19 protein-coding genes and 2 pseudogenes are annotated in these 16,888 nt (G+C 42.2%); 14 read left to right on the top strand and 7 right to left on the bottom strand.

Going from position 1 to position 16,888, the window contains the following annotated elements; genetic code table 11:
* Nucleotides 1–157: 157 nt before the first annotated feature.
* Nucleotides 158–1,717 (bottom strand): hypothetical protein, encoded by a 1,560-nt coding sequence (locus IM456_RS22445; protein WP_287693387.1) that lies wholly within the window; start codon nt 1,715–1,717, stop codon nt 158–160.
* Between the two features lie 152 nt (nt 1,718–1,869).
* On the opposite strand from IM456_RS22445, the gene IM456_RS22440 reads away from it, so the two are divergent.
* Entirely contained in the window at nt 1,870–2,112 is a 243-nt protein-coding gene (locus IM456_RS22440; protein ID WP_079209047.1) for a hypothetical protein, read from the top strand.
* Nucleotides 2,113–2,116: 4 nt separating this feature from the next.
* Entirely contained in the window at nt 2,117–2,608 is a 492-nt protein-coding gene (locus IM456_RS22435) for a hypothetical protein (RefSeq protein ID WP_012266556.1), read from the top strand.
* Here the strand turns inward: IM456_RS22435 and IM456_RS22430 are convergent.
* Nucleotides 2,605–3,639, bottom strand: a complete 1,035-nt coding sequence (locus IM456_RS22430; protein WP_149986283.1) for a M42 family metallopeptidase — start codon at nt 3,637–3,639, stop codon at nt 2,605–2,607. The genes IM456_RS22435 and IM456_RS22430 overlap by 4 nt on opposite strands.
* A 210-nt stretch (nt 3,640–3,849) precedes the next feature.
* Nucleotides 3,850–5,187 (bottom strand): helix-hairpin-helix domain-containing protein, encoded by a 1,338-nt coding sequence (locus tag IM456_RS22425; RefSeq protein WP_149986282.1) that lies wholly within the window; start codon nt 5,185–5,187, stop codon nt 3,850–3,852.
* Nucleotides 5,188–5,650: 463 nt separating this feature from the next.
* Between IM456_RS22425 and IM456_RS22420 the strand changes: the two genes are divergently transcribed.
* From IM456_RS22420 to IM456_RS22410, 3 genes and pseudogenes are all read left to right on the top strand, one after another.
* On the top strand, nt 5,651–5,920 hold the full coding sequence (locus IM456_RS22420) for a hypothetical protein (protein WP_149986281.1): 270 nt from the start codon (nt 5,651–5,653) through the stop codon (nt 5,918–5,920).
* 612 nt (nt 5,921–6,532) lie between these two features.
* Nucleotides 6,533–7,193, top strand: a pseudogene (locus tag IM456_RS22415) (IS1/IS1595 family N-terminal zinc-binding domain-containing protein).
* 268 nt (nt 7,194–7,461) lie between these two features.
* Nucleotides 7,462–7,586 (top strand): annotated as a pseudogene (locus tag IM456_RS22410) (IS1 family transposase); the annotation flags it as partial.
* 189 nt (nt 7,587–7,775) lie between these two features.
* Here IM456_RS22410 and IM456_RS22405 read toward each other — a convergent pair.
* Entirely contained in the window at nt 7,776–9,224 is a 1,449-nt protein-coding gene (locus IM456_RS22405) for a serine/threonine-protein kinase (protein WP_287694330.1), read from the bottom strand.
* 90 nt (nt 9,225–9,314) lie between these two features.
* A complete protein-coding gene (locus IM456_RS22400; protein WP_287694332.1) occupies nt 9,315–10,214 on the bottom strand; it encodes a J domain-containing protein in 900 nt (299 codons plus the stop codon).
* Between the two features lie 295 nt (nt 10,215–10,509).
* Here IM456_RS22400 and IM456_RS22395 point away from each other — a divergent pair, with 295 nt between their 5' ends.
* The 5 genes from IM456_RS22395 to IM456_RS22375 all read left to right on the top strand — a co-directional run bounded on the left by IM456_RS22395 (nt 10,510) and on the right by IM456_RS22375 (nt 12,684).
* Nucleotides 10,510–11,085: a hypothetical protein gene (locus IM456_RS22395; protein ID WP_287694334.1), complete on the top strand. Its 576-nt coding sequence runs from the start codon at nt 10,510–10,512 to the stop codon at nt 11,083–11,085.
* A 271-nt stretch (nt 11,086–11,356) separates the two neighbouring features.
* The gene (locus IM456_RS22390; RefSeq protein ID WP_002746864.1) at nt 11,357–11,572 is read left to right on the top strand and encodes a hypothetical protein; all 216 of its coding nucleotides are present in this window, start codon (nt 11,357–11,359) and stop codon (nt 11,570–11,572) included.
* A complete protein-coding gene (locus tag IM456_RS22385) occupies nt 11,560–11,997 on the top strand; it encodes a type II toxin-antitoxin system VapC family toxin (protein WP_004161546.1) in 438 nt (145 codons plus the stop codon). Before IM456_RS22390 ends, IM456_RS22385 begins: the two co-directional genes overlap by 13 nt.
* A 276-nt stretch (nt 11,998–12,273) precedes the next feature.
* Nucleotides 12,274–12,405 (top strand): DUF433 domain-containing protein, encoded by a 132-nt coding sequence (locus IM456_RS22380; RefSeq protein WP_002794550.1) that lies wholly within the window; start codon nt 12,274–12,276, stop codon nt 12,403–12,405.
* Nucleotides 12,406–12,498: 93 nt separating this feature from the next.
* Nucleotides 12,499–12,684, top strand: a complete 186-nt coding sequence (locus IM456_RS22375) for a DUF5615 family PIN-like protein (RefSeq protein ID WP_036387257.1) — start codon at nt 12,499–12,501, stop codon at nt 12,682–12,684.
* 190 nt (nt 12,685–12,874) lie between these two features.
* Here IM456_RS22375 and IM456_RS22370 read toward each other — a convergent pair whose 3' ends face one another.
* Together IM456_RS22370 and IM456_RS22365 are read right to left on the bottom strand one after the other, a co-directional pair.
* Entirely contained in the window at nt 12,875–13,177 is a 303-nt protein-coding gene (locus tag IM456_RS22370; protein ID WP_002734790.1) for an element excision factor XisI family protein, read from the bottom strand.
* On the bottom strand, nt 13,162–13,581 hold the full coding sequence (locus IM456_RS22365) for a XisH family protein (RefSeq protein WP_002732677.1): 420 nt from the start codon (nt 13,579–13,581) through the stop codon (nt 13,162–13,164). The genes IM456_RS22370 and IM456_RS22365 overlap by 16 nt, the downstream gene beginning before the upstream one ends.
* A 574-nt stretch (nt 13,582–14,155) precedes the next feature.
* On the opposite strand from IM456_RS22365, the gene IM456_RS22360 reads away from it, so the two are divergent.
* The 4 genes from IM456_RS22360 to IM456_RS22345 all read left to right on the top strand — a co-directional run bounded on the left by IM456_RS22360 (nt 14,156) and on the right by IM456_RS22345 (nt 16,640).
* Nucleotides 14,156–14,383, top strand: coding sequence for a hypothetical protein (locus IM456_RS22360; protein WP_149988320.1), 228 nt, complete (start codon nt 14,156–14,158; stop codon nt 14,381–14,383).
* Nucleotides 14,380–14,655, top strand: a complete 276-nt coding sequence (locus IM456_RS22355; protein ID WP_004161552.1) for a ParE family toxin-like protein — start codon at nt 14,380–14,382, stop codon at nt 14,653–14,655. The genes IM456_RS22360 and IM456_RS22355 overlap by 4 nt, the downstream gene beginning before the upstream one ends.
* A gap of 144 nt (nt 14,656–14,799) precedes the next feature.
* Nucleotides 14,800–15,639, top strand: coding sequence for a hypothetical protein (locus tag IM456_RS22350; RefSeq protein WP_287693883.1), 840 nt, complete (start codon nt 14,800–14,802; stop codon nt 15,637–15,639).
* 386 nt (nt 15,640–16,025) lie between these two features.
* Nucleotides 16,026–16,640 (top strand): DUF1349 domain-containing protein, encoded by a 615-nt coding sequence (locus tag IM456_RS22345; protein WP_149988321.1) that lies wholly within the window; start codon nt 16,026–16,028, stop codon nt 16,638–16,640.
* Nucleotides 16,641–16,888 lie beyond the last annotated feature (248 nt).

Raw genomic sequence — 16,888 nt, 5'->3', positions numbered from 1 at the left:
GAGGGATCGGGGGTAAAATTCAGGTACTTTTTCCCTGAAAATTAGGTAATTGACCCCCTCAAAATCGGTAAAACCCCACACCCTACACCCTACACCCCACACCCTGCCCCCACCAACAAACTTTTTCAGCAGACCCTAATTATCGATAAAAATCCTCTTAATTCTCCACTTCATTTTTTTCGGGAAATCTCTCCTCATCTTCCAATTTGTCGCTGATTTCCGGCAGTTTTAGCAATATTCCAGCGAATAACCAATAGTAAACAGAAACAGGCTCGACGGAGAGAGGATAATAGTAGGGGTTATAGCTAATAAAAAGTATAAAAATCCAGATACAGAGACCCCAATGCTTTAAAGCAGCATTTTTTACTTTTAAATAGGCTTTAAAGGTGAGAATACAGAGAATTGTCACCAGTGCCATAAAAGCGATAAAACCGATGATACCGATTTCGTGGACGAGTTTAGCGTAGTAGGTTTCAATTAGTCTTATCCCTTCTTCTCCCGCTACATGAAGAGCGCCACTGCTGGCTCTGCCTAAACCAAAACCAAAAAGCTGTACATATCTGAAGCTCAACTGCATTTGATTGCCTACAAAGTCAATGGGAGACGAATATAGCCAGCGACCGATAAAATTTAGCCCTCTTTCCTGAATAAAGGGAATTAACGTCACCGCGAGCAGGGAAATCAGTCCCAAGATTCCCAATTTTAATGGTAACTTTCGTTTACTTTTGCTAGTAACAATAAAAAGAACCAAGTAAAACAAAGGTACTAGCAAAAAAGGTAATCTTTGTCCAGAAACCAGAGTCGCAAGCAAGACTAAAACCATGGCCACCCAACCAGCGACGCGCCATCTTTTTTGCGGATCACTAAAACTGGCTGCGTAACTGATGACGCTGCTAGATACTAAGAACCAACCCCATTGCCAGGGATCAGAAAATGTGCCGGGGAGACGAATTAAGCCTCGATCGGGATTATACAACACTGAACCCCCGACAAAACATTGAGCTTTCAAGCTGGCTTTGTCGGTAATATCTGGATAAAATTGGCTGTCGGATTTCGGGACAAGAACTTCCAGTTGATTGAGGAATTCATTATCAGGACAGATACCTTGGACGAGTAAGAAGTATTGAATTAGGGCTAAACCGCAACAGACTAATATCATCACGATTAAAACCCGATTAACCACGAATAAATCTCGTTTTTGCTCGATTAGATAGTAGCCACAGAGAACTAGGGGAATATAACTGAGGAGGATTTTTAATCCCACAATTCCCCAGGCAATTCCTCCTCGGGGCAGATTGACAAAAAGAAAAGTTATCAGGCTGCTGGCAAGTAAAATCAAAGCTGTGAGGAGAAAAGGCTTGATTTGGGGGCGTAATTGTTTAAAAGTTTTGGTTTTAATTAAAATTGCCGCTAAAGCGGCGAAATAAAAGGCATCCTTGGCGATTTTGTAGAGAGCATAGGAGGGCTCTATGCCAATAAAGTTGCCCACTACCTGAAAAACTCTCACCACAGACAAAGCGAAGGTATTACTCAGGGGAAGATAGATGATTAGGGCCAATAATCCCAGACGGGGATGGATAAAAGAAGCGACCATGGCGGGAACTGCCCAAATTCCTAACAAGGCCGCTTTTTTGCCAAATAGAATCCCTAAAACTAGACTGATTATTGTAGTGGCGATCGCTAATATAATTAGTAACAGGGAGTTCTTCTCTTTCATGCCGTGCGGGTTGAACAGGTTTAGCAGAAAGTGTACCGGATTTTTGCCGAGATTCTCATTCTCAATGGCGGAGGTGGGGAGCTTTTCAGTGATCAGTAAACAGTGAACAGTAAACAGTAATCAAGTGAGGTTCTTTTTGTTTGTGTTAGGCAATAGACGGGGTTATAAGAGATGAAACCCTTATAGAGAAAGACATTTGGCGATTTTTTTCAATTGTTTTCCATCTAGAACGAACTAATCAATTAAGTCTCTTGCCAGATAAGGATTTAGTCTATTTATGCCCCCCGATCGAATCATACCAAGTAACGAAGAACCCATCTGATACTGATCAAAGTTTCCTCTTGCTTCTTACCTCTTGCTATACTTATGTAAAATTTTATTTATCTCGATCTTGACTCCGTGGCCGAAAATCTTTCTTTTCAAGACCTTTATCAAGCTGGCATCAGTGCTTTTGAGCGTGGACAATATCGTCTTAGTGTCCAGCAATTAAATGCGGCTTTAGCCTTAATTTCCTTAGGCTCCCGAGAAGGGGGTGAGATTCAAATTTGGTTAATTTCTGCCCATCAAGGGTTGGGAGAGGGGGAGAAAGCTAGTGAAATCTGTAAGCAACTTATTACCCATCCTATCTATCAAATTCGCGAACAGGCCAAGCGTCTACTTTATATTATCGAAGCTCCCCGTCTCAAACGCCCAGATGAGTGGATGACGAAGATTCCCGATTTAGATAAACTTCCCGATAGTACAGCGCAATTTAAAAAGGGAACAAATAAACAGAAAAAAGAAGAATCCCCCGCACCCATGCAGTTAGAGCAGCATAAAAATACTGTTTTTAGCGGACTGGCGATCGCTATTGTTCTATTGATGCTCTGGTTTTTTGCTAAAAATAGCTAAATTACTTGACAATAAGCTTCTAATATGCTAATGCAGTTAGCTATCGCTCCTAAATGGGCGATTTCATAACCGTGGGTGTTTTGGGTGGGAAAACCTAAGCAAGCGGCCTTAGCTATATGACCGAATTTCATGGCGATGGAGGCATCGCTACCAAAACCACTAATAATGGCTAATTGCAGCGGTATTCCCGCCTTTTCGGCCGCTATTCTTAATTCTTGATTTAATTCCTCATCATAGATACCGTAACCATCCTGAGACAATAAAACAGGAGTGCTGCCATCCTTAATCGGATATTCAGGAGCGAGGGGACAGATTTCTAGGGCAATTAAAGCATCTAAGCGGTTATTTGCGGTAAAAAATAAGGCCCCTAATGCTCCTACCTCCTCCTTAGCTGAGGCAACCAGATATATATCCACCGCGGGGTTAATTACTCTGGCCGCTAATGCTAAAAGAATCGCCACGGAAGCCTTATTATCAAGGGTATAACTGGCAATGTAGTCTTTTAGTCGCAAGGGTTGTTTTCGGTGTTTTCCCACCACGACTCGACTACCGACGCGCACCCCGCAAGCGTCTAATTCTTCTGGAGTCAATTTCGTCTCTATCCATGCGGATTCCCAGGTGACGGGAGTGTTTTCCTGCTGTACTTTTTGCGGAGATTGATGGGAAATATGACGGGAACCAAAGGAGAGAATTCCCGATCTGGTTTCCCTATCACCGATAATATCCACCACTCCCTCTCCGTAAATCCAAGGAAAAGCTCCCCCAAGTTGGCGAATTTGCAGAGTACCATCGGGATTAATTGCTTTGATAATAGCACCAATTTCGTCTTTATGACCAGTAATAGCAATTTTTTTGGTCGAATCTCGTCCTCTAATTTTGCCGATGACATTTCCCGCTTGATCTTGCCATGTTTCTAATCCTAACTCTTGAAAGCGTTCTAGTAAAAAGCGATCGATTTCCGTTTCCATCCCACTAGGAGAATGATGGAGGACAAGAGTGGCAATAGTGTCAAAGAGGTGATCAAAATCCATATTTGTCTTGATTTGTGGGTCGAAAGAGAATTATTATCGAAACCGGAAATCGAAAAGGTTTTACAGGAACAATATTGGCGCAGCCATGACTCTTGGGTGATTGCCAGTTAGCATTTAAGTACCTCAGCAAAATTAATTACACATATCTAACCACCTCTTGCCTCTTGCCTCTTGCCTATCTTTACTAGGAAATTAATTTTGCACGACTACTTAATGATTAATCAAAGGTGCAGAATTAGCCAGAAAACCCGCAACTTTTAGAGACTCTACCACCGAATTGTCATCCTCTACCCAATAGTTTTGTCCTAAACGCACAAATTGACGCTGAGTTCCCGCACCGATGGTGGCAATAACGGGAACTTTTGCCTTTTGTTTGTCTCCCGATTGCAGAATACTTTTAAGAAGATTTTGACGATTTTGGTTGACGACATCTTGCAACGATAAATTAACCATCACCATTTTAATGGTTTCGATCGGTTCCGCATCTTCGACGATTAATTGTACCCGATCATCTCGGCGATCAACTTTTCCCCACACCATTAAAGTTGCTTCCTCCACTAATAATTTTTGCAGACGTTCGTAGGTATCGGAAAAAATCACCGCTTCCGACTGTCCCGAGGCATCTTCTAGGGTTAAAAAGGCCATGGGAGTCCCTTTTTTGGTCATAATTTTCTTGACGGCATTTAATAGGACAATTGCACTAACTTTTTTTCTGGTTTTGTGTTCTTCTAAGTCAGCTAAATTGATAGGAGATAGGACTTGAGCGGCTCTTTGTAAAGCTTTTAAAGGATGTTCGGAAACATAAAACCCCAAATGTTCTTTTTCCAGTTTTAACTTTTCCTGTAGGGAAAAATCTTCTACTGCGGTTGCACTGGGAGACTGTTCAAACTCGGATTCTTGTTTATTTTCTGTGTTACCTCCTAGCATATCAAAAATATTCATTTGACCACTTTCTTTCTCTTTAGTGCGTTTTTGCGCCCAAGCAACTACTAATTCTAAATCTTCAATTAATTGATGGCGATTAGGTTGAATTTTATCAAAAGCACCAGAATAAATTAGCGTTTCTAAAGCTCTTTTGTTGATTACTCGTAAATCAACACGCTCGCAAAAATCCCCTAAGGAAGTAAACTTTCCTCCCGCAGCTTCCCGGGCTTTTAAAATAGCCTCGATCGCATTTTCTCCCAGATTTCTAACTGCGGACAAACCAAAGAGAATTTTGCGCCCAATCGGGGTAAAATGTTTTTGCGAGCGATTGATGTCGGGAGGTTCGACATCGATATTCATTTTCTGACAGTTTTCTCGATACTTTTCCACCTTATCCTGATTATCGCTACTAGCAGTTAGTAACGCTGTCATATATTCCACAGGATAATTAGCTTTTAAATAAGCAGTTTGATAGGTGACGTAAGCGTAGGCAGTGGAGTGAGATTTATTAAAACAATTGGAGGCAATTAACCCGTTGCCCAGCAAAAAATTATGATCTTTCTCCACACCAATATCGTAAACGGGTTTTCTTCCCAAGGATTGACGACCGATAATTTTAACCATATTAGTAACTCAACTATCCAGATATTTTTGTAACGGTGCTAATGGAAATATGGCATTTCTTGGCTCAACTAGGCTCCCCAAGACAAAAAAATTACCATATTAATAACTAAAGTGTATATTCTACCTACAATAGGTTACGATCAAATTAAACAACATCATCGAAAATTTTGGGCTGAAACCCCGCCGTTTTAGGTTGGCTTTAATTTAAATACTAGCGCATTGACACGATATGTTCTAGAGTGGTACTGCCAGTAAAAATATTTTGGCCGCAGAGCTTGCGGTGTCAGTCTGTAGAGCCACTATGCAAACCTAGACAAAATGCAGCAGTTAAGATAGCCAAGAAACCTTGCCACTGAAGGCAAGGGCCTAGATCGTAACTTGACGAGAGGTCAGCGCTCGGTAGTGCGCGGATTGTGTTATGATTCTGGCCAAGCCATCAAGGGATTTGAAAAGGAGTAACACCATGAGTCTATCTTCAGAAGCCTATCGCCAAGCCCTCGTGCGGGATGGAGAACGGCGCTATCGCGAATGGCACCAAAATTATCACAACCAATGCCGTCAATCAACGGCTGAATACCAAGCTCGTTCTGCCCAACAACGTCCAACAAAGCCCTGGATTTCCTCGGAAGCCTACCGTCAATTTTTAGTCAAAGATGGGGAACGGCGCTTTGCGGAATGGCATGGCCAGTTTTTAGACTATCAACGACAATTTCTGTCCCGTCAATCCACCTAAACGGATGTCAACAAGTCCGCATTACAGCAATCTCTGAAAATAGTGGCCAGAGTCCCCGAAAAAATAGCTAATACCAATTTTCAATAGTCCTGGCAGGCATTCTACCACCCCCCCCTTGCCCCACCCGAAGTCGGGTAGGCAAGGGGGGGGTATCGCATCTCAAAAGCTATTGACAATCGGCTAATTTTGTGATCCGTGTGGGCATTTCAAGTGATACCAGTCAATAAAAATAGTTACGAAATCTTAACATTTAGTCGATTTTTGTTTAACAGTTGAGATGAGAAATTCTACTCAAGTATGCCTGGATCGCCCTCTGGGTAAGCAAATCACACGAGGTTCATTTTGTCAAGGGTTGTTAAGATGTGTTTACCTTACCATGTTGCTTATTCGGTATGAACTGTGTAATATACTTATTACTCTCGGCTCGCAGATCACTATAGATGGTGTTTTGACAACGGATAAAACCTACCCGAAGTCGAATTAGTTCAACTTACGCCAGTACAGGCAGTGGGTGGCTTAATCCAAAAACACCATATGTGGAAAATGAGCGAACCGTCAGTTTATCAATAAAAATAATTGGCTCAAATCAATCCTTAAACCTCTAGCTTGATCATGACTTTTCTGATAAGTATCTCTTTATGGCTCGTGGAGGGCCTACTCAAATATCAGCCTAGCACGGAGCAAAATCCCCCCACTGGTTTGCCTGTATTTACTTGTCCTAGTTGTGGTTCTCACCATACTATTAAGAACGGTTATCTTCCTAAGGGGAAACCCAAACGTCACTGTCAAGAATGTGGTCAACCGTTTGTGATCAATCCCACTAATAAAACTATCTCTCCCGATACCAAGACAATTAATCGATCAACTCTTGCTCGAACGAATTTCCTGACGAGGAATTGCCAGAGTAACAGGGGTAAATTGGTCATGTTTACAAAATTATGTCAACAATAGACTAGCGGCTGTACCCCGTCAAGTAAAGGTTTCGGACAAACCAAAAGGTAAATTGCTCATAGAATGTGATGAGATGTCCCCTTTTGTTTTTTCTAAGACGATAAAGGTCTATATTTGGCGGTTAATTGATAGAAAGACAAGGGAACTTATTGGTGGCCATTTAGGATATAGGAGCCGCCAATCAGCCAAAAAACCTTGGCCAAGTTTACCCAGTGTTTACCGACAATGTGCTGTTACTTACACTCATTTTTGGGAGTCCTATAAGACAGTAATTCCGAGTAAACGTCATCGAGAGGTAGAGCCAAGAAACTGGTCAAAGTAATCCCCTTGGAAGACTTAATAATACCTTTCGACCAAGGATTTCTCTGCTGGTGAGAGAGAGCCTATCTTTCTCTAAAAAAATGGAGAATCACCTTGGGGAGTCCTTTGGTATTTTATCCATGACTACAATCCACAGCAAAGCAAAGCATTAAGGCTCCATCATCACTACCGAATCACCACCCAGAAAAATCAAAAGGCAAAAGCTTGATCGAAATGTGTAATTAATTTTGCTTAGGTACTTATCCAACAAGGTTTTTAGATTTATTCAGCAAGCCCTAAATAATACCTTTCGACAAAGGATTTCTCGGCTGGTGAGAGAGAGTCTATCTTTCTCTAAAAAAATGGAGAATCACGTTGGGGAGCCCTTTGGTATTTTATCCATGACTACAATGCACAGCAAAGCAAAGGATTAAGCACCTATCACTACTACCGAATCACCACCAGACGGTTCCCCAAGCTCGGCGTTTATGGGCTAACCAAGTTGACACAATTTTTGCCTTACTTTTATGAAACTACCCTGCTTGCCCGACTCCTGCAAGCAGTCTAATAATCACTTTCAAAAATTAATTATCCAAGAAGTCTATTAATTACTATTTTCGACTGTGGGAAGAGGAGAAGGTGATAAAACTGGAGGAGCGATCGGTTCAATTTTATCCTCATTAACCGGGGGATTAATCACCTCTGGAACAGGAGAAGGAGAAGGGGAAGGAGAAGGAAGGGGAGAAACTTGAGGACTCGGCTCCGTTTCAGGAAGGGGAACAGGAATAGGAATTACTTCTTCTGGGGTGGGACCAGGAGTTAATTCTGGAGTCGCTTCTGGAGTAGGAATCACCTCTGGGGTAGGAGTCGGGGATGGGGTAGGAGTCGGGGAATAAATGGGAGTCCGTTGACGAGAAGGTCGTCGGATAGGGGGAAAATCTTGAGAGGGAGGAGGAATGATTTCAGGACTAGGAGAAGGTTCAGGGGTTGGTAATGGTTTAATTTCCTCATTTTTGGGTAAAAGAGCCATAAATCCCCGATATCCTAGGGCAAAAGCCCCAATTGTCACCGCAAAAATCAGCAAAATCGACAGCCAAGGATTCTTTTTTTCCCCAGAATTGGGTTGAATAACCACAGTGGGGGAGACGGTTGGTTTTGGGGGTGTAGAGGACTTTAATCGGGGACTATGGGGAGAAACCGCGATAGTCGGTTGGGTGGACAAATCGGGGGCTATTTCTGCCAAAGCTGCTAACATTTCCCTAGCAGTAGCAAACCGATCCCGGGGATGAAAACGGATCGCTCGATCAATTACCATAGCTAAATTAGGATTAACATTTTCTGCCTCCTGTCGCCAGAGAATTTCCCCCGTGCGCGAGTCAGTTTCTAGATATTGAGGAGTTTTTCCCGTTAATAAAAAAATCGCCGTTAAGCCTAGGCTGTAAAGGTCACTAGAAAAAACCGGTCTCCCGGCGGCCTGTTCTGAAGCCATATAACCGGGGGTGCCAAGGGCGATCGAATAGGCACTTTTTCCCGTAGGATCGAGTAAGGTGGCGACTGCTTCTTTCATTACCCCAAAATCGATCAAAACGGGCAAATTATCACTATTTCTTAAGATAATATTATCGGGTTTCACATCCCGGTGAATAATGCGGCGACTGTGAATAAAATCAATAACAGGCAGCAAATTCTCTAAAATCGTCCGCACTGCTGAGGAGGATAAATTTCCCTGTCGTTGCTGTTTTTGGGTTAGTGTCTCCCCTTCAATCCACTCCTGCACCAGATAGAAGTGATTATCTTGGGCAAAATAACCGTATAAACGGGGTATTTGGCGATTTTGTTCCCCCAATTCCTCTAAAACGCTTGCTTCTTTCTGAAAACGTTCTTTTAACCATTCTGGCATCCCCTCACTTTGAATGGCCGGCTGCAATTTTTTAATCACACAGCGCCGTTGAGAAGGCATATTCGTATCGATAGCGATATAAGTTTCCCCAAATCCCCCCCTAGCAAGGGTACTAACAATTTGGTAGCGATTGTTTAAAAGCACTAGATTCATTACCCTGAGAGTGCAAGCGTGGTCCTAAATTGTTCCTAGACTAACATTCTTTTGTTAAGGAAAAAGTCAAGGGAAAAACTAGAGTCAAGTCTAAGGAATCCAGCGACGGATTTTCGTCCACAAAGGTGCATTATCTTGACTACTCATCTCCTGAAAACTTTGATAACAATCGTAGGCGCGATTAAGATGGGCGGTGATTTCTGTAGCATTGGGATGAGAATTGCGATCGGGATGCCAATAACACAAGAGAGTTTTATAATTATTCTCAATCCGGCTAGTCGTGCTCAAAGGAGTAATCCCCAAAACTCGCCACCAAACGGGATTAGCCGACTCTATAATCATCACGGCCAAGGAGCGAGGCGAAGGATAGAGAATTTGGGCGATTAATGACCAATATGACCCATAACACACCCGATAAACCGCTTTAACCCGCTCTTTTCCCAACTGTTGACAAGCTTGTAAATGCCATTGACGAAAATCCCTCCGCATCTGCTGATGAGTTCGCAAATCTCGCCTGGCGAATCTGCCCTCAGCTAGTTTATTAGTCCCGATAGTGTTAAAGTTACCATTAGCGATCGCTTTTAGATCCCAGTAGAGATGATAAAAAGGATCTTGACCCAAGGCGAGACTTTCCAGAATTTCCTTAGCGTAACCTCTAGCCGGATTTAATTGCAATAATTCCCCTAATTCCCGACAAAACTGCTCATTTTCGGGCATACCGCGCCATTGCCAATAGTTAACATCCGGTTTTGCCAGAGACTGCCTATATACACTGCGCCACACCTGCGGAACAGTACAGGCGATCGGGGTGGCCAAGGGAGTAGCCAGGGGACAAAATTGACCCTTTAAAGAGCTTTCAGGAGCATCTTCTAGTAAACAAGCAAGATGATAGGCGGGATGACTACGGGGCTTTTTTTGGGGGCTAATAAACCAAAAAGCCGTTAAAATGAGAATTAGGTACAAGAGTAGAGAAAGAATTTGCTCCGCCATCGCAACTTTTAGTTAGTCTGCTCAGTTACCTGAAGAATTATAATTGGTGCTATGGTCGCTGAAAAGTTCTTTGTATCTCGGCTGATTGTCAGAAATCTACCGAAAGGAGGTTGTTTGCAGTAGGCTAATCTAGCTAACAGGCTTCTGGGAATGATATACGGAAAAGTTCGCTGCAATTCCGCTAAAATGGTGTGATATGCCGAAAGTTTTCCCATATCCTTACTCTGGTTATTCGGAAAGTTTCTGTATAATTAATAGTTAGATAAATCCAAAAATACTTTAAATCACTTTGCAGATGTGTGTATTAGCTGAGCAGATGTGTGTATTAGCTGAGGTTAGAAACTGGACTGCCTTCATCCTCACCGTAGTTGGCGGATGCATAGCTATACAGACGTATTTAGGCAACCAGAAACAGCGTCGTCTGGAGAATAGCTTTCGACTGATGGCCATGTTTAGGGAATATTTGCACGAAGGGGATATAGAAGCTTGGAAAAATATTTTTCATGCTACTTCGGAACCAGCGGGAGCGAAGAAAGGATTTCTAGTGCAAGTTATCGACGGCAAAAGTTTACAACGTCCGCTATCTGATCTCTTCAGTGAGGGTCCCCCTGACAATGGTGCTGTAGAGCGTATGGCTGAGTTCTTTGACTTGATCAGTAACGAAGCGCTCAATAAGACAATTGAAATTCGCCTACTTTACTTTCAGCTAGGACATTTGATGGATACTATACATTCCTGGATAACAATAATAGATGGCCCTTACGGTGAAGGTACCCTCTTAGAAGCACAATATCCCGACTTTGATCGCTTATATAAGAAGAGGATGATTGATGCTAAATGGGCAAAAAAGACCTATACGCATATTGGTTAGGTACTCATCGGCTGTCTTATTCTTTAGTGTGACAGGACCCATTGGGGTGCGTTCCCTCATGCGAGTCCTACTGCTGCAGCGATCGATTTTGGGGAACACACCATGGTCATTGATTAAAGTAAATGATAATAAGCTAAAAACGTCTAGGCACAGCGACGGACGGGAGTGCGATCGGATATAGACAAATATGGGGGCATTTTACCTTACTTTTTGGAGCCGTGATCTGTGTGCAATATGACATGATTAATAGTAGAAACAGCGAGTAAAGAGCATGACCACCTATCAAGATGTTCGCCGGCAAGTTGAGAATCTCACCCCAGACGAGCAACTTCGCTTGTTAAAAGAGTTAGCTGTAATGGTACGTCGCCCTATGCTTGTTAAGCCCAAGCATAGCATTATGGAACTGGAAGGACTAGGAAAAGAAATCTGGAATGGACTTGATGCTCAAGAGTACGTTAATCAGGAACGAGCCTCATGGAATGGCTAATGCAACTACAAGGTCAAGTTGTGGGTTTGGATACCGCGCCACTCATTTACCTGATCGAGCAAAATCAGGTATATTTAGGGCTTGTTCGTGCCTTTTTTGGGGCGCTAAGTCGAGGCGAGTTTCAAGTTGTTACCTCTACGTTGACGCTGACGGAAGTTTTGGTGCATCCATTACGCTCAGGTAATGTAGAACTTGCCTGCCAGTATCGTGATATTCTTCTCGATCAAGAAAACTTAATTACAGTACCTATTTCTGTTGAGATTGCCGAAGTTGCCGCCCAGTTAAGAGCAAGACAAAACTTGCGAACTCCAGACGCAATCCAGATTGCCACTGCTATGGGAGAAGGTGCTATGTTTTTCTTGACCAATGATGCCCGTTTAGCTGCTGTCCCAGATTTAAAAGTTTTGGTTTTGGATGCTCTGTAACAGTACGCCAATCTGGTAGAGTTCGTTCCTTGAACATTGATTAAAGTAAATGATAATAATCTAAAAACGTCTAGGCACAGCGACGGACGAGAGTGCGATGGCTTATGATGGGGTTGTAAATTTTTGTTACGAAGTGCAGATATGGTAGGGTGCGTTCCCTAATGCGAGTCCTACCGCTGCAGCGATCGATTTTCAGGAACCCCAACATCCTCACCTATTACCATGAAAGGGTATAATAAGTTTACTTAAGGTCATCAAAGAGGTAACAAAACCTTAATGGAAAGTCGTATCCATATCCATCCAGATATTTGTAATGGAAGACCTGTTATCGCTGGAACCCGAATTCCGGTGCAAACAGTTATGGAATTTTTAGGATCAGGGGATTCTATTGAAGAAGTAATTGAATAATATCCTTCTCTGAATCGAGAAGATATTTATGCCTGTATGCAATTTGCAGCAAGATTGATGGCGAATCACTATGAAGTCAGAAAAATTGCATGAATGGTTTTTTCTTTGATGAAAATTTACCAGCTAAAATCCTCTTCACTCCATCTTTACCGATCATTTTTAGGGAGAAGTCCAAGGGATACGGAAATTTGGCAATATGCAAAGGATAAAAAACTGGTTATTGTTACGAAAGATACAGACTTTTCCGATCAACTAATGCTTAATTTTTTTTGCACCTAAAGTAGTACATCTCCGTTTTGGCAATATACGAAAACGAGAATTTCATCAGTTTTTAGCTCGTATTTGGCCAGAAGTTGAAGCTTTGGTTATTGAACATAAATTAGTTAATGTCTATTTAGATAGAATTGAAGCATTTAGATAATTTTTCCTAACATTCATTGCGATATCGCTAAGGTGGGTAATGCCTGCCTTACTCTAGGGAAAGTCCAGTAATAATATCTTCTGGGGGAATCCCAGCCTGAATTAAAGTGGTTGTTAATCCTTCTTCAAGATTATCATCTTCAATGACAATTTTATTTTTCAATAAACGAGCGTGAAATAAAATTGTATTAATCCACGCTTCTTTTTCCCAACCAGTCATAATTATTAAAAAGTTGCCTGATTCTGGATCACAAACTGGGGTAATTTTAAGGGTTTGTAATCGAGGTTGCATCGCCGACTCTTTTCTGATAACTTGAGTCAGAATATCGGCATAATTTACTGTGTTATCCATTCGCAAATTATCTCCTTTTGAGGATTATAAATAATTAAATTGATTCTATTACGTTTAATAACCAGTTGGAAAATAGCTTTTTTGAAGTGTTTTAAATAAACCGCTTGACTAATGCCCAAAAAAAGTTTTCTTTCAGGTTCTTGTGAATCTAAAGCCCATTGGTATAATTGAAGTTGTCCTATTGTTTTTTCTAATTCACTGATAACTGAAGGCGTATCAAAGTCTTTGATTTCTACGGCAATTTTACGTTCTTCTTTTTCCGCAGCAAAAAACTTTTCTGCTCCTAAATCAGCTTTAAGCAAGGTTTTTTCTAAGGTTAGAATTAAAGGATCATCAGTGATTTTCCAACCCTCTTTTTCTAAAGTATGACGTAATGATAAATGTAGATCGTCTCGTCTGGACATCCTTATAAACCCTGCTTAAGAGGTTCGATTTCTATTCTACTACAGTTCGCCCTAATTCGGATTTATTATGACCGAAAAAGCGGTAAGGTGGGCAATGCTCACCCTACTATTTCTATTTTCGCTTGGTCAGGCTAGAGACTAACCCTAATCCTCCTAATCCTAACAAGGCAACAACAGAACTCAGTGCAGATCTGGTAGGGTGCGTTCCCTAATGCAAGTCCTACCGCTGCAGCGATCAATTTTGGGGAACGCACCATGCTCATTGATTAAAGTAAATGATAATAATCTAAAAACGTCTAGGCACAGCGACGGACGGGAGTGCGATCGGTTATGATGGAGTTGTAAATTTTTGTTACGAAGTGCAGTCAGATTGAACAATTGGTGCTGAAATCTTGGGGAAAAGCTGATGTTATTTCCGCTGATTGTCAGTAATCCACAAAACGGGGTGATCTGCAGAAACTTTCGGCATATCCTTGCTCTCCTTATTCGGAAAGTTTCTGGATAATTAATAGTTGGATTGCAAGAGTAGAAAAAGTAGTAAAATAGTTCAATACCCGTAAAACATGAACAAAACATGACTACTCTGTTGCAAAAAGCATTCACAGAAATCCAGAAACTGCCAGAGTCTCTTCAGGATGAACTTGCTCAACAATTGCTGGAAGACATTGAAAGTGAATTAAAATGGCAGCAAAGCCTTTCTAACGAAGATATGGAATTGGGAGCTTTAATAACAATGGCACAGGAAGCCCTGATAGAAGAACAAGAGGGGAGAACAGAAGATAAAGGCTTTGGGGAAGAATGAAGTCAGCCAGAACCAAGAGGTTTCGTCAACTTTTTCTCAGTTTGCCGCAAAGGGTACAAGAAACAGCCAAGAAAAATTACGAGATTTGGCAAGAAAATCCATTTCACCCCAGCCTAGAGTTCAAAGAGGTGAAACCAAGAGAAAAAATCTGGTCAGTCAGAGTCGGCATTGGATGGCGAGCATTAGGGATTAAGAAGTCAGATGAAGAAAAGATAGTTTGGTTCTGGGTTGGGTCGCACTCCGAGTATGACAAGATTCTAGGTAAGAATTAGGAGCGATCTAACCAATCACTGCACCGGACCTTGTGCTAAAGTTATCTACATCATCCAAAGTCATTGGCGGCGAGTGAGTTTCATCGTTAGCCAGACGAAGCGAGTACACCGCTAGAATCTGGGCTATATGATTGGAGTGTCAAAATGAAGAGAGAGACAATTGCCCTCATTGCAGCCTTCCTTGCTCTAGGAACTGCCACCGTTGTACTCGTGACGACAATTTTTACGCAGCGAGGCCCGACAGCACAACAGCATCAACTGGCAGCGCAAAGAACGGCTCTTGATGATCAGGGAAAGATACTCGCAGAGCAAGAGCATCAACTGAACAAAATGCAGGCTATCGCGGCTCGAACGGCACTTAAAAATTCCCTCGCCCTCAATGGGAAAGAAAAGCCTCTTCCCCCCCTAAATAACTCGGATTTACTTGACATTAAATCCACCGCTTCGGAGATGATTGAAAGTTGGCTTGGCTTGGCTGGTATGCGTAAGTTGCCCGTCCCTCCGAAATTAGATAAACCGCTCAAGTCATTTAGAAACCAATGGGCAAAAACTAATCCCACTGTCACCCCTTTTCTGGGACTGTGGCATGATGTAGAAAAATTAGATGATCGTGGTTATTTCGGTAACTCTTATTTTTTGAGTATTTTTCCCTCTCAGGTGCAGGGGCAAGCCTGTGTTTTACAATTTCGTCCTCAGCAAACATTCATGGGGGAAGTAGAGGTTGAGCAGATTCTCTCATTGTCAACGGCAAAGGTGATCAATGGTCAACTCCTCAGCAGCCGTTTGCGGGCGGATAAATCTACCATTGTGCAAAAGGACTTCGACAACGGTTATCCTGCAGAATTTTTGCCTGTTTTATTTGGGCAAAATGAAATCGTTATTTTTGCCTCCCAATCCCCGCCCCAGTTACCCCCTGAGTTTCCCCAAGATTTGACATCTCAGGTAAAGCAGGAACTGTCGAATCGAGGTTGTACAATGGACTAGATGTTAGCGATCGCTATCGCTGTAGGGTGCGTTCCCTCATGCAAGTCTTACGTCTGCAGCGATCAATTTTGGGAAACGCACCATGCTCATTGATTCAAGCAAATGATAATAATCTAAAAACGTCTAGGCACAGCGACGGACGGGAGTGCGATCGCTTATGATCGAGTTGTAAATTTTTGTTACGAAGTGCAGTCAGATTGAACAATTGATGCTAAAACCTTGGGGGAAAGCTGATGTTATTTCGGCTGATTGTCAGGAATCTACAGAACGGGGTGATATGCCAAAAGTTTCCATATATTCCTACTTTGGTTATTCGGAAAGTTTCTGTATAATTAATGGTTAGCTGGCCCCGTAATATCACGATGTATCTGATTAGGAGCGATGTTATGGGACTTAGTGAAAATTTTTTACAGCCAGCATTGTCAGATGATTTTTACTGGCTCAACGAGCCGACGCATTATCGTTTGGGTAATGGCTTGGAAATTTCTACAGATGAAAAAACTGATTTTTGGCAAAACACGCACTATGGTTTTCAAAGAGATGATGGGCATTGCTTATTGATGCGACAAGTTGGGGATTTTTCCCTAATGACCCAAGTAGAATTTCAGCCTCGGGAAAAATATGATCAATGTGGCCTAATGGTGCGGATTGACAGTCGGAATTGGATAAAAGTTTCAACGGAATATGAAAGCGAACAAGCTAGTCGGCTTGGTTCTGTGGTGACCAATTTGGGATATTCTGATTGGGCAACGCAAGACATTTCTTCACGATACCGCGAAATGTGGTATCGCATCAGTAAACGGGGGAGCGATTTTCTGCTAGAGAATTCTTATGATGGGCAGGCTTGGCTGCAAATGCGGATCACACACTTACACAAGATAGCCGACGATTGCCAAATCGGAGTGTATGCCTGCAGCCCGATAGGCAAAGCGTTTCGCTGTTGTTTCAAAACCTTGCAAATCTCAGACAATCAGTGGCTGGTAATACCAGAAGCCAGCTAATAACTTTATGCACCCGACTGGCACTTATGCGCCTTAACGCCTGGCTTGTTGTGGTTCACGGCTTGTCTGTCTTATGCTAGCAGCAATTCTCATTTTGAAAACAAAAGGGCTCTTCCGAACTTGTCATGTAAAATTAAAGAAAAAATAGACAATTATTGCTGACCAATAAAACAATAATTTATCTTTAAAAGCTGACTATGCTTGCAATACAGCAATTTATTGGTTAAAATATAGACAGCCAAGACCAG

It is taken from the genome of Microcystis sp. M079S1, assembly GCF_020246425.1.
Lineage (GTDB): Bacteria > Cyanobacteriota > Cyanobacteriia > Cyanobacteriales > Microcystaceae > Microcystis > Microcystis aeruginosa.
This window is presented reverse-complemented; position numbering and strand designations above follow the sequence as displayed.